The 13936-nt window shown below is 56.5% G+C and carries 8 protein-coding genes; all 8 read right to left on the reverse strand.

What is annotated here, in order from left to right; translation table 11 throughout:
* Positions 1 to 22: 22 nt before the first annotated feature.
* Positions 23 to 1507 (reverse strand): DUF1501 domain-containing protein, encoded by a 1485-nt coding sequence (locus tag NG895_RS15395; protein WP_252853411.1) that lies wholly within the window; start codon positions 1505 to 1507, stop codon positions 23 to 25.
* An 18-nt stretch (positions 1508 to 1525) separates the two neighbouring features.
* Positions 1526 to 4393 (reverse strand): PSD1 and planctomycete cytochrome C domain-containing protein, encoded by a 2868-nt coding sequence (locus tag NG895_RS15400; RefSeq protein WP_252853412.1) that lies wholly within the window; start codon positions 4391 to 4393, stop codon positions 1526 to 1528.
* A 200-nt stretch (positions 4394 to 4593) separates the two neighbouring features.
* Positions 4594 to 7428 (reverse strand): hypothetical protein, encoded by a 2835-nt coding sequence (locus NG895_RS15405; RefSeq protein WP_252853413.1) that lies wholly within the window; start codon positions 7426 to 7428, stop codon positions 4594 to 4596.
* A 4-nt stretch (positions 7429 to 7432) separates the two neighbouring features.
* Positions 7433 to 9799, reverse strand: a complete 2367-nt coding sequence (locus NG895_RS15410; RefSeq protein ID WP_252853414.1) for a BNR-4 repeat-containing protein — start codon at positions 9797 to 9799, stop codon at positions 7433 to 7435.
* Positions 9800 to 9822: 23 nt separating this feature from the next.
* Positions 9823 to 10251, reverse strand: coding sequence for a hypothetical protein (locus NG895_RS15415; protein ID WP_252853415.1), 429 nt, complete (start codon positions 10249 to 10251; stop codon positions 9823 to 9825).
* A gap of 21 nt (positions 10252 to 10272) precedes the next feature.
* Positions 10273 to 11325, reverse strand: coding sequence for a DUF1559 family PulG-like putative transporter (locus NG895_RS15420; protein WP_252853416.1), 1053 nt, complete (start codon positions 11323 to 11325; stop codon positions 10273 to 10275).
* Positions 11326 to 11409: 84 nt separating this feature from the next.
* A complete protein-coding gene (locus tag NG895_RS15425) occupies positions 11410 to 13188 on the reverse strand; it encodes a LamG domain-containing protein (RefSeq protein WP_252853417.1) in 1779 nt (592 codons plus the stop codon).
* Positions 13189 to 13191: 3 nt separating this feature from the next.
* Positions 13192 to 13731, reverse strand: a complete 540-nt coding sequence (locus NG895_RS15430; protein ID WP_252853418.1) for a sigma-70 family RNA polymerase sigma factor — start codon at positions 13729 to 13731, stop codon at positions 13192 to 13194.
* Positions 13732 to 13936 lie beyond the last annotated feature (205 nt).

The following is a 13936-nucleotide window of genomic DNA, read 5'->3' on the forward strand; positions in this document are numbered from 1 at the left end:
GCATTGCGATAGCCGAAGACGCTCAGGCAAGAATCTCTCGAATCACAGTGGCCGGCTTCACACCTGTCAACTTCTGCGTCAGGCCTTGGAATGCAAAGGTCAGCTTGGTGTGATCCATGCCGAGCAGATGCAGTAGTGTGGCATGAAAGTCGCGAAGATGTACCGGATGGCTCGCGGCCGTATAGCCCAGCGGATCCGTTTCTCCAAGGGTAAAGCCTGACTTTACCCCAGCGCCGGCCATCCACAAGGTGAAGACCTTGGGATTGTGATCGCGCCCCATGAACCGCATTTCAGCACCACCGCGATTCTCGCGCATGGAAGTGCGGCCGAACTCGCCACTCCAGACGACCAGCGTATCTTCGAACATTCCTCGTTGCTTGAGATCCGCCAGGAGCGCAGCGATCGGCTGATCGACCTGCTTGCATTTTCTCGAGAGACCAATGCTCAACGACTCGGATTCGTTCGATCCGTGAGTATCCCAGCCCCAATCGTAGAGTTGAATGAACCGCACACCACGTTCTGCAAGGCGCCGTGCCAACAAGCAATTGTTGGCGAAAGATTCCACACCAGGCTCCGCCCCATAGGCTTGCTGCACGCTACTGGACTCTTGCGAAATATCCATGGCCTCGGGAGCAGCCATCTGCATGCGGAAGGCGAGTTCATACTGATCGATCCGCGTTAATGTCTCCGGATCGCCAAACTCGGCATAGGAAGCTTCGTTGAGAGTTTTTAACGTGTTCAGCAGCACTCTGCGGTCGCTCCGGCTTTCGCCTTCGGGATTTAAAAGGTTCAATACCGGAGGTCCCTTAGAGCGACATTGAACACCTTGATACACCGATGGCAAAAACCCGTTGCTCCACAGGGCCTTGCCAACCCGTGGCAAACGTCCGCCGGACAGCAGGACGATAAAGCCCGGCAGATCGGCGTTGTCCGACCCCAAGCCCCATGTCACCCACGATCCAATGGAGGGATAGCCAATTCGCGGTTGCCCAGTGTGTACCATCAACTGGGCTGGACCATGATTGAACTGGTCGGTCTGCATCGTCTTGATGAAGCACAAATCGTCGGTATGCTGAGCGAGGTGCGGCAAGCGGTCGCTGACCCATGCGCCACTTTGGCCATGCTGCGCGAAGGGGTACTGAGGCCCCAGCATTCGTGGAACACCCTGGATGAATGCAAATCGTTCTCCTTCCAGGAACTCCGCCGGGCACTCTTTGCCATCGTACTTCTGCAACTCCGGTTTGTAGTCGAACAACTCCAACTGGCTTGGAGCGCCAATCATATGCAGGAAGATGATCCGTTTGACCTTTGCCGGTTGATTGGATGGATGGACCGATAACGATGGAGCACTGACATCACCGGCACTTCCTCGAGCGTCGGATGCATGTCCCTGCGCAGCCAGCCACAAGGCACCAACGCCCGTCGTGCAATTGGCAAGGAACGTGCGGCGGGACGCCAGCGACGTAAGGCGACGGTGAGTTTCAACCTGGAGATTGCGTAATGACATGGAAGATTGAAATACAGACTATTTGGTCAGCACTTCGTCGAGGTTAAGCAGGGCAGTCGCCACTGCGGACAGGCCGCGGTCGCCTAGTCGGCGACCAAGGCTGGTGAGGGCGCTGAGTTCGTCCTCGTTGGGACTTCTGCAAGTGGCTCTCTCAAATCCCCAAATGATCTGGTCATTTAGGGTATCGCCATGTTTTCGCATCTCAGCAGCCAATGCGGTGGCGCATTCCGCCATGGTCTCGCTATTCAACATTTCCAGCGCCTGCAGGGGGGTGTTGGATCTCAGGCGTCGAGGCGAGCAGAACTCGCGAGATGGCTGGTCGAACGTGGCATACATCGGGTAAGGAATGCTTCGCTTCGTATATGTGTAGATCGAGCGACGATACCGGCTGGGGTCCCCCGGCTCCGTCGCTGGCCATCTGTCGCCCACGAACGGTTGCCAAACCTCCGCGGGAATCGGGGGACGAACGGGAGGACCATACATGTCCGAATTCAGAAGGCCGGAAATGGCCAAAGCCTGGTCTCGAATGGTCTCCGCCGACAGACGTTGCTTGGGACCACGTGAAATGAGTCTGTTGTGGGGATCACGTTCCAACAGTTCGGGAGTAATCTTACTGCTCTGACGATAGGTACTCGAAAGCACGATCTCACGCAGCACGCTCTTGATGCTCCAGTCAAAGTCGTCTTGAAACTGAACCGCCAAATAGTCCAGGAGTTCTGGATCAGACGGCGGCTCGCCGGAGGTCCCAAAATCCTCTTCCGTCTCTACCAACCCCACACCAAACAACCGTGCCCAGAGTCGGTTGACCGCTACACGGGCAGTTAGTGGATTGTCAGGCGAAACCAGCCAGTCGGCTAGCGCTTTGCGATTGGGCTCAACACCGGTGGGCAAGTCAGGCAGACTCTCCGGCACATCCGGGTCGACTTGCTCGCCTTTGTCAAGGAAAGCTCCCCGAATGAAGACATGTGTTTGGCGGGCGAGATGCCTCGGACGTTCGCGCAGAACAGGCGTGTTGACGGATCGAATATCGCGTCGCTTTTCTTTGAGCTGCGCCAACTGCTCGAGTTCGGCCAACATGCCCTCGCTCGAGACCGTGTCCGTAAACCGAGGATCATCGGACACGGACACATGACCGCGATCGGTCACTAGTCCAAACGCTCCCACGGAGACCACGTTGTGCGAGAGAGTGATGCGAAGCGTGTCGCCGGGTGCCACCGATAGGGGCTCACGGAGCACAAAGGCTGCGGCACGAGGATAGTAGATGCGGGAATAAGCCCCAAAGCCGCGATGCGACTTTTCATCCAAGCTTTCCTGGGGATCGAACAGTGGGTGAGGTTCGTCCCCAAATACGCGGGCAAAAGTGATGGGCTGCGCCGTCGGGTCTGCTGCCGAGACCAATTCGGCGGCGACATGAGACCAAACAAAGCCCCACTCGGAGTCTGCGATGGCCTTGTCCCGATCCTGTGGCACCCCGGTCAGCCGAATCGCGGTGATTTGACGCGGCTCGTCGAAGGTCGTCTCCACGGTTATCGGCGTACGCACTGTTACCGTTCCTACGGTCCGAAACTCACCATGGCCGTTGTGGACCTCGGTCTTCACCACCGTGGAATTACTCGTACTGGCAACCAGTTGCTTGATTGGTGTCCAAGCACTGCTGTCCGAAAGGAGCTTGTATCCCCGTCGCCAGATCGATTCCTCCAGATCAGCAATTTGATGATCCAGGGCGCCTGCCTTTTCGTGGTCGCTTGGATTCAGAGGCGCGCCGAGTAGCGGAGCATCGCTGCCCAGATCGGTGTCGACCGTATTGTTAAAGAAGGCTACGAACTGGTAATATTCTTCGTGTTTGAATGGCTCGTAGGGGTGGCTATGGCACTGGGCGCACTCAAAAGTCATTCCCTGCCACGTATGCCATACGGTATTGACGCGATCGAGCACGGCGGCAACGCGAAACTCTTCATCGTCTGTACCTCCCTCTTCGTTCGTCTGGGTCAGCCGATGGCATGCGGTTGCCAGAATGTCGCCGGGGGTGGCATCGGGGAGCATATCGCCTGCAATCTGCTTGGCCGTAAACTCATCGTAGGGCAGATCGTCGTTGAAGGCACGAATCACCCAATCTCGATACGCCCAGATGGTCCTGGGCGCGTCGAGCCCCAGCCCCTGCGAATCGGCGTAGCGAACCTGATCGAGCCACACGCTCGCCCAACGCTCGCCGAAGTGGGGCGAACTCAATAGTCGATCAACGGTCGACTCATAGGCGGCCTCCCTGTCGACCTTCAACAACTCGCCAAACTGCTTCAACTCGGCTGCGGTAGGAGGCAGGCCGGTTAAGTCGAGGCTGACTCGACGAAGCCAACGGAACGGCTCGGCTTCTTCTGATGGGGTTAGGCCCTGCGACTCAAGTTTGGCCAAGATAAAGTAATCTAAGTTCGTCCTAGGCCAGGCTGCGTTCTGCACTCCGGGAATCTCCGCCTTCACGGGCTTTTCGAACGCCCAATGAACGTGCCACTTGGCGCCCTCGGCAATCCATTGGCGAAGCAGCGCAATCTCGGTGTTGGACAATGGAGGACCATGGCCCGGTGGGGGCATGACCAGGTCGGAATCGGCTGAAGTTACCCGTTCGAGCAGCAACGACGATTCAGGTTCGCCGGGTTCCACAATCCAGCCGTCTGGTGCCACCACCTGTTCAGGATAGACGAATGAGATGTTAGCACTCTGCTTGACCCCACCATGGCATGCTGAACAGTGTGCGTTGAAGATGGGGCGTATTTGACTGTTGAAGTCAATTGCCGCGGACGAATCGCTTGCTAGCAGTCGTGTGGATCCGGCCAACACCAACACGGCGACCGCGACGACAACAGTCGCGGTACCTCTGAGTGAATCAGGCAAATAGAATACGTATGGCACTATTGGTTTTGATTTAGCAAGACAATGTGTGCGTACCTACTGCAACGGCGACAGTCTCTAACAACTGCCAGAGACGCCGGAAGCCGGCAAAACGCTGATCAGGTGGAGAGTCGCCGCTGCCGGAAGTTGACCGACAGCGGCGCTCGGTATCGGCTGTGAGACTACGCTGCCCGGTTGCAATCTCACACCCGTCGAAGTTTGATACGAATCATTCCTGCTGCGACCAGTATTGCCAGGATCGCGACGCTGTTCGGCTCCGGTACATTGGCCGAAGCAACCGCGCCACTGCCGCCACTGTACACCACGGCGCTAGGAGTCAGAGCGCCCTCGCCGACCAGTCCATAGCTGAAGTTAAGGTCCTGTGCATCCATCGCGGTGTTATAGATCGAGCCCAAGTCAATCGAGCTATTGGCTGGGATCGAAGTTACACCGAGCAAGAAGTTCTCGCTGAGCACCGAGTTGGCCAACTCGCCAGTCTGGCCGAAATTTTCTTTCCACACGTCGTAGTCAGCAGCGGTGTAAAGACCTCCAAGGTTGTTTCGCCACACGGTGTAGTCAACGATGTCGACGGTACCATTGCCGTTGAAGTCTCCAGGGTTGGTGCCCGCGCCATTTTCGTCCCAACCTTCGAGTAGGCTATCCCCAGCTTCGGATCCGTCATCAGAGCCGTCTACCGCATCCAAGTTCTGTTGGTCCAGGCTGTTCCAAGCCGAACGATCCAAAGAACCCGCGCTGCTGCGGACCTCGTAGTAGCTTAGGTCAATCGGCGCATTGAAGGTGTTGCTCAGCGACACCACCCCCGTGGAACGATCTACCTCCAGCACGAGAATGGGGTCCTCCACTGGTGCGTATCCGACTCCGTCATACCAGGATCGTTCGGTGGAGATCAAAGAACTGTCCGCCGCCACTGTGACATCCAAACCGTCTGACTCAGTGCTCCAGATGCCAAGCGGGGCTGCATACATATTCCGATTGCCGTCGTCGTCGTTACCCGTTCCCGTACCGGGAAGCATTGCAATCGAGTTGCCTGTAATCGAGTCGAAACTGGCAGCTTCGAAGCTCACTCCATCAGAAAGTGCCTTAAAGGAGGCAACCTCGCGGTCACCAAGCTGGAAGTCGATGTCCCAACCTGTACCGGGAGTATCGTCCCAATAGAATCCATAGATCTGGTAAAGCCCGGCAGCCGGCAAAGTAAACGAAGTAACCAGCCGGTCAACATCTTCGCTGCCGCCGCTTTCAAAGATGGATACCGCGCTATCCGCTAACCAGGCCGAAGTGCTGTCGTTGGCAAAATTGCGGGCTCGCCAGTACCCATCGGCTCCATCGTTCGTGCCGATCACAGTCCCTCCACCGCCTGCATCCGCACTGTACGAGACAGCCCCCACACCCTCGACAACCGTGTTGGAAGGATCCGCGTCGATGTAAACGGCGTTCTGTGCCGTAGCGGTTCCGCTGAGGAAGATGAAAGTGAAAGCAAAGGCACTGACGGCTACCGCGCCGGCCGCCACGCGACGAAAGCGGTAACACAGACCTGCAATCATCAGTCCGGCGACCCAGGTAACTGTCGACGGCTCGGGTACTCCGGTTCCGAAGGCGGCTGCGAACGAGCCCAGTCCGTTCGCATCCTCATACGCCGTCTTGAACCCGACCAGATCGCTGAAATCGATCAACCCATTTCCAGAAATGTCGCCATACATGTGCGTCTCGCTACCAGTCATGTCAGTAAAACTGCGATGCATGTTACCAATCAGGGTGCTGTAGTCGGATTCGTCGATGTCGCCATCCTGGTCAAAGTCGCCAAACTGCAATGATGTTCCGTTGACGAAATTTACCTGAATAGGGACAGCATGGTTGAGCACAGGGCTCGGAAGCGTAGGAGCTTCCAAGATTGAAGCGAACAACACACTTACGTCTTCGAAGGGAGAAGCAATCCAAATGTCGCCCAGGTCGATGTTCGTACCGGCGGGAATCAATGCCCCGTCTGAGTCGAGCCCCATCTCGTCGTCGTCGACTTCGATTTCGCGAAGCGACACTGCGCGAGCGGGGGTCGGAGCCATTGGGTCAGGATCGGTAACCGTCCAGGGATCGGTGTCACGGCTTTGATCTCCAGTACCATCGGTGTTTCCAGCGATCGTGATCCACTCTGATGGATCCAATGTTCCCGCTGGCGAGTTGATTCCCAGACGTGCTACTCGAAAATCCTGGTCGGTCTCATTGATTAACTGGGCATTGCCCGTTGTCCGGTCGATCTCGATCCGAAGTGCAATCGGAGTCCCGGCGGGAGCATAAGCCATTCCATCAAAGAATGAACGCTGGCCGGGAGCCACGTCTTCCACGTCATCCAGATAGATACGAATTTCACCGCTGCCATCTGCCTGATAGTTGAGTGCAGCGGGCCCCAGGAAGAGGTCGCGGTTGCCTTCCATGGTCACGGCGTTTTGAGTTTGAGTGAGCACGGGAGGAATTTCGATCGGATCCTCGTCGTCGTCGTCCGCCGTGGTGTAGTTATCCTCGGGTAGTACATCAAAGTCAGCATAAAGGGCGGCGTATCCCTGCGTTCCACCGTAACCACCTCGAGCGTTGAAAATAGGATTCGCACCCGGATTGGAAGTAGGGCCGGCCCGTAGTCCCCAATTACCCGGATCACTCCAATAGGCAACATAGACGTCGTAGGAGGCGCCGGGTGTAAGCCCCGTAAGAAGCTGATATATTTCCGGGGTATCCTCGCTGGCCTCATAGATTGTGCCACGCGCGCCAAAGCCGTTGGATCGATAGCCCCATTTGCCATCTGTGAAGTTAGAGGCATCGCCACCGATGGCGTCGAGGGCATCCGACAAAGGACCTCCATTGGCTGCAAAGAGGTTCTGTGGCGTAGTCGTGTAAGGGCTGTTTCCTGGCAACGGAAGATCGTCGCTACCATCCACATAGGTCAGGCCAACAGCACCAGCTACACTGCAAGACACGCAAGCCATAGCTGCAAATAGCCAGCAGCGAATGCCCGATAGCGAAATACTCATGATCTCAGTTCTCCATAGTCCGTGGTGAGGAGCAAGGCAACGACGAGTTTTGTGCTGCCTCGTGGGCAACCTGCCGGGTGGCAAGCTGCCTCGATTGCAAGCAGAAAAGACTGATTCCTATGCCCGCCGCCATCACAGCAGCGGGCTCAGGTACTTGATGCAGGGCGTCGGTGAGACGTCCGTTTCCAGTAATGCTTTCGAAAGCGATACGAAAATGGGCTAAGTCGTAGAAGTCGGTGACCAGGTCACCGTTCAAGTCACCCAGAGCGTAGGTCTGTGTAGGCAACTTACCATGATGGATCGTGCTCATGTAGCGCAGCAGGATCTGATAGTCCTGAACGTCAACCACGCCATTGCCATTAATATCCCCCGCGAGCGAATCCGGGGGCGAAGCGAAGTCGACCGTGTAGAGTTCCAAGCCATTGAGCACCACCGGATCGCCGGTGGTCGACTTTAAAATCAATTGCAGGGGAGACAAACCATCGGAAGAAAAGGCGATGCGGGCCGATGCCGTTCCTACCAGCGGATCGACTCCCGTTTCGGTGATCAATTGGCCAAGCGGAGTATCCTCCAAGCGTATCTCCATTCCGGATTGCGCAAAGTTCCGGTCATGACTGTACAACACTAAGTGGTAGCTGCCTGCCGCAAGAGTGTCGAATGTCAGTGACAACTCACTTTGGGCGAAGACAAAATCATCCTGCACGCGACCCAGCGGACCGGCGATATCGTCGCCACGATCTCGGAAACTAAGGCCGTCGCCTGCAATCTCCACTTCTAGGTCTTCCCCATCCGTCGTGAAGGCCATCGATTGTGGCGACGCTGCACTGGTGGAACCGGTGAACTGGGCAAAGCCATCCTGAACGATCTGCCCGGTAGCGCCGAAGTCCACCTTCAGCACTTCTTCGGGATTGAGATCGGGTGGGTTGATGAGAGCCACCACGTCGAGGTCGTAATTGGTGTAGGTTGAGTAAGTACCCCGCAACCAAGCCACGGCCACATTGTTTTCGTCCCAGGCGGGGATAATCGGGCGCAAGTTGTCCGTTGACGAGTTGTACGTCACTGGGGTCCACTGCCAGGTAGCGCCATTATCCACCGTGTCGCCCCGAAACACTTCGTAATGCCGCTTGCCATCGGGGCCAATGAGCTGAGTCTTCGTTGCAGGATGAACATCGGACGAAATGAAGACCCGGTTGGGATTGTCCGGATCGAGGCCAATGTTACCCGTGTAATCGTCCTCGCCTGCATACAGCTTGCTGCCGCCGTACGCCATTTCATGCACGTCCCAGGTTGTTCCTGTCCACCGACCAGAGAAATAGCGGTGATCGAAACCGCCCGAGCCCGTGGGCACTCCGGCATCATCCTTCTGCACACTAAACGCGACAAAGGGTCTGCCTTGATCGTCGAGTTCAATGTCTGAAGTCCACGCCACGTTGTCGGCATCGCCCGCAAACAGCTTTGTGAAGCTGTTGGGCTTGAGCGAGGAATTGCTCGTGTTGCTGAGCGGCCCCAGGTCGGTTCCATCCGTTTGAAAGACCACGGGCACTCCCTCCACGAGCTTGATGTAGCCGTGATAGATGCTGTTGTTGTACGCCCGCGGATGATCCTCCGTAGTAATGAAATGAACTTCGTCTGCGCCGTTGGAGGTATATCGCACGTAGGGTCGCCGACCATCGATGCCGGTATAGTTCGGGTCGCCCTGTAAGTCTGCCGCCGTCCAAGACATCAGCCGCCCACCATAACTCCACGTTTCGCCTTCGTCGTCTGACACGTTGTAGTTCGGGTTGAATCCAATGGTCCGCGCGAAGTTATAGATCCGGCCAGCCCCACCATTGTCGTCGGACAAGCGATAGACGTTCGAGTAGGTCGTACCGGCATTGTTATCGAAGAGCTGAATGGGACCCCAGTTCGAGACATCGCCAGGTTGATTCGAGATGCGGTAATAGTGATAGGGAGTGCTGCCGTGTGTATTCCACACCGCTAGATAACGTCCATCGGGTCGAATGAGCAATGCAGCGGCATTGTGGTCGTCTGCCTGCAGGCTTGGGTCCAAGACGAATCGCTCAACTTGGTCAGACTGCAGATCGAGGGACACGATATCAATGTCACCGTTCCGTGCTCCTCCCGACGTACCGCTGGCGTCCGCCACGCTGCTGAGGAGCAACTTGCCATGCGTGGGATCGATGATGATTCGCTCGTCTTCGAACCACGACCACGCGCCGTTGTCGTTCAGCAGTTTCAGCGACCCTACGACGTCGTCCTTGGCATCTGTATGGCGGTGGCCAAGCAACGCGCAGAGACACACCACTACACCAGCTAGTCGCCTGGCGCCGGTTTGCTTTGGTATCGAAATGGTATATGGCCGGGTGCCCATCAAAGTCGCCTGCCGTCCGTCGGTTACTTTTTCAGCGGAATGTCAATCACTAGATCCCGAATCGGCGTCCCCTTCTCTACACTTATTTCGATAGGTTCGTAGCTGGGATCGACGGCCGTGGCGTCGGCAAACGGGTCTTTCTTGCTGTAGTCGGGCTGATACTTGTAGCAACTTGCCTCCACCCGATACTTGCCAGGCAGTAAACCATCCCCTTTTTCGAACGAGGTCACGACGAACAGACCATCGGTTTCGAAGCGACAACTACCATCGCGTTGCGGCAAGCCGGGATCCGATTGCATGGAAATAAACGACAAGTTGCCGCTATTTGGTGGCGCGGCTCCGTCGAAGGTGACTTTACCAGAGACGGGAACCATGGGGAGTCCACCGCCGCCACACCCAACAATGGATGCAATCGACAGAAGGACGGTAAATCGCAACAAGAAGCAATGCATCAATCCATTTCCTTGTGTCATTCAATTCGATGCGTTGGCAATAACTTCACCGGAAGCACGAGTGCCCAGGGCGTTGTAAGCGTACTTATCGATCGTTATTTCAATTGGCCGCACGCTGCCGTCAGCCAGGGCGAAGTGAACGACGGAGGGGTGCATACTCTTGAAACCGTTGGTCCTCCAATGATTGAAGTGTCCCTCCTCGAGCTCGTTCTCCATGATATTGAGCGGAACGTGGGTTGAGCCGACCGGCATGTTGTCGCCGAAAAGCGAGTTGTACGTACTATGGGCAGGCAGTGTCTCGCCCAAGAGGAAAGTATTGCTGATGCCATCGGTAACTCGCCGCAACTCCAAACCAACCTCGTTGCGACAGAGCAAACCCACACATCGGCTTTGATCGGGACAAGGCTGCGCGCGGCTGGCCCCTCTTCCGGCCGAATAGCATTGCGACTCGAATCCTGCGTTCGTTCGGCTGCTTCCGTAATTGGCTCCCATGCAGAGTAAGGGGTCTGACGCCCCCCAATCGCAGCGATCGGGAATGGTGGGCCCCATGCTGCCCTTGTACCACAACCCCTGACACGGATTCGGGTTGTGGCCGCTTTGGCGTCTTTGGCTCTGAATGGGGGATGACGCCAGCGGATCACTGGGACAAATAAATAGGGGCAAAATCGCGGTCGACGTCAGCGAGTAATTGCTAACGCCCGAAGCGTTCCGAGTGTCGTCATCCATGAACTTTGTGAAGTCGAGTCGGTCGGCTAGATTGCCGTTTTCGACAAAAGGAAGCACCTCGGTGACCCAGGTGCCAGGAATCCAGGGATCACCGCCATAGCCAGATCCGTAGGGTAGCTTTTTCTTGGTGTTCTCGTAGTTGAGGATACCGAGAGAGATTTGCTTCAGCTTGTTGAGGCATTGCGTCCGACGCGCAGCTTCGCGAGCTGCTTGCACAGCCGGCAACAGAAGCGCGACAAGAATCCCGATGATGGCGATCACCACAAGAAGTTCGACAAGCGTAAAACCTCGCGTCAATCGCTCGGAACCTCGTTTGCTGGATCGCGTTCTGGATCGTTGGTTATCCACGAAACTGGACTCCTTTTTAGGGATGAGAGCAGGAATGTATGAACACCTATCTGCTATGGGTATGTGCAGGCACCCCGCGGTGCGTCAGATGCCCTTCTGGACGCTGGGAACACTTCGGACAAGTTCGTGATGTCGGCGGATCTGTTGCTCGGACAAGGGATAGTCGTAGACTGCCAACTCATCCAGTTGCCCCACAAAGGAGCGTTCGGGACGATCGCGATGCAGCCGTCCCAGGATTAGAGTCAAATCGTCGTCGATTGGCCGTGTGTCGTGCTCTCGCGATTCAAGCTGACCATTGATGTAGAGTCGACGTTCGTCCTCATCCTTCACTGCTACGAGATGCTGCCAACGCCTGAGCATGTAAACCTCGGAGGAAAAAGAGGACTCATCCAAACTCTTCGGCGACAGATCGGCGGGGAAGCGATTTAGAAATCGGACGCGCCCCGGATAGGCCGCCGTTACTGCAACCGCTCGCGGACCGGTGAGCTCGAGAAGCAATCCGTGGCGGGCGCGCATGTCGTCGTCGTTGGGACCTTTTACCAAACCAATGATGCTGGCCTGCTGGTAGTGGCTGGGCTTTACCCACACCTCGACCGTGCAGTTTCGAGACAGCCTTTGGCCGAATGAGGTGTCGGTCACGATTGCCGCATCGACGTGGGCTGGATCCAAGGATTCGCCAAACACCAGATAGCGATTGTGGCGGTCGCCCTGGGTTTCTACTTCGCCAACGATTCTGGCATCGAACTCATCGCCCATTTCGTTGGGAATCGTCTTGTCGTCGATGTGGTCAAACCGCCAATAGGCGAGCGGATTATCACGGCGAACGGCCCGTTCGTACTTTGCATCGAAGTGGATGCTGTCGGCGGCCATCGAGAGCATCGAAGCAAAGCGAGAGGGATCGGCCAGGCCCCGCGTTACTTTGGCCGGCGCGTTGTCTCTGATGCTGATGCGCATCATCTGGCCAGAGTCGATGGTTTGGGTCGGGCTCTCGATATAACAATTGGGACCAAAAGGATTTTTCTCGAACCACAGAGAGTCTAAAGTTGCTGCACCGCTAAAAGCGTGTATCTCCAGTTCGCTGCCGAAGTACATCACACCAAGCGATGTGTACCCTTCAAAGCTCACACGCCCCATCGGCGTGTCGATAGACCGGATGTGGGAGCCCGAACTGGAGTTCACCGTCATCTTGCCATAGCTCAAACACGGCTGGCCGGTATCGGTAATCAACCAACCCGCTGGCCCTTCCACGTGCACGCTCGCGTCACCAGCCTGCACATAACTCAGTTCCACCTCGGCAATGCCTTCCAGTAGCCGGAGCGACCGATTGAGTTTTAGTTCCTGACGATTGCCAGGGACGGCGGGAATGTCTCCGTCCCACAGGCATTGCGTCGACTCGGACAGACGAGCGATGGAGGTGACGGGAAGTGACTCCTCTTCCCCCTTGTGTAACTCACGCAACAGAAAGACGTTCGAGACCACCAGGGCAATCACAGCCGCCAAAGTGGCGATTGGCCATAACATGCGAGGGCGCCAAACGAGGCTGCGCTCGAGGATCGACTGCGAGCTAATGGCGGAACGATGCTGATCGTGGGGCGCCGCAGCATCGGCACTGGGACTTACCGCAGGTTCGGGTACCGATTGGGAGAACTGTGCCAGAATCGACTGACGATCGAGGGCATCGACGTGTGAGAGCGAACTGCTCAGCAACGAATCGTTTAGCAGGTAGGCAATAGCTGCCTCCTGAGCTTCGTCGTCGGTAGCTAGCATCGCCGCGAGGCGATCCCGCTCGGCGGGCTGCAAGTCTCCCTCCACGCCAAGAGCGAGCAGCCGTTGGAGCTCATCCGTTTTTGACGGTCTGGCCATACGCTAATCCTCCGCCCTTAGTCTGTGGGATAACGACTCTTCCACGCATTGCTCCAACCGCTTTCGGAGTCGGAACAACATGGATTTCACTCCCTCGACCGATCGCCCCATCTCCTTGGCAATGTGCGAAAGGGGTACATCTTCGCCGTAGCGTTGCTTAATCACCTCCTGGTGGCGAAGAGAAAGCCTACTGAGACATCGTTCGAGAGCCGCTTGTCGATCGCTGGTGTCTAGCACGACCTCGGCAGCCCTGTCCGACATCCACTCGACGAGCTGGCTGGCGAAGACCATCCGCTCACGATTCGTCTCGCGACAGAAGGCTAGAATCTCGAACCTGGCAATCGCAATTGCCCAAGGCAGAAACTCTCCGTCTTCGGGAAATGATGATTCTTTCCGAAGTAACACCAGGTTCGTCTTTTGCAGTACATCGTCCGCATCTGCTCGGCTTCCCAACGACGCCAAAATGTACCCGTGCAAATGCTTCTGGTACTGCGTCAGGGAATCCAAATAGCTATCGGTGTACTGTTTGGTTCGCTGATTCATACTCCAACGCGCGAAGACCTGTGCGGCCACGCCTGCAGCGGAAAAAGGCAACGAGACAAGTGAGATAAGGAAATCGACCAGCAACGCTGGACCGTAGGGCCCACCGAAATACTCCAAAACACCCCGCGCAGGTGGCGGTCTAAACTGGAGCTTTGAGCCAAAAAGTCCAAATTACTTTGGCTGGAGGCCATCCGAGCTCAGGACC

Origin of the sequence: Aeoliella straminimaris (genome assembly GCF_024054565.1) — a bacterium.
Classification (GTDB): Bacteria; Planctomycetota; Planctomycetia; order Pirellulales; family Lacipirellulaceae; genus Aeoliella; species Aeoliella straminimaris.

Coding starts and splice junctions, on each gene's coding strand:
- NG895_RS15395 (WP_252853411.1), bottom strand. CDS start 1,507: ATGTCATTACGCAATCTCCAGGTTGAAACTCACCGTCGCCTTACGTCG.
- NG895_RS15405 (WP_252853413.1), bottom strand. CDS start 7,428: ATGAGTATTTCGCTATCGGGCATTCGCTGCTGGCTATTTGCAGCTATG.
- NG895_RS15410 (WP_252853414.1), bottom strand. CDS start 9,799: ATGGGCACCCGGCCATATACCATTTCGATACCAAAGCAAACCGGCGCC.
- NG895_RS15415 (WP_252853415.1), bottom strand. CDS start 10,251: ATGCATTGCTTCTTGTTGCGATTTACCGTCCTTCTGTCGATTGCATCC.
- NG895_RS15425 (WP_252853417.1), bottom strand. CDS start 13,188: ATGGCCAGACCGTCAAAAACGGATGAGCTCCAACGGCTGCTCGCTCTT.
- NG895_RS15430 (WP_252853418.1), bottom strand. CDS start 13,731: ATGAATCAGCGAACCAAACAGTACACCGATAGCTATTTGGATTCCCTG.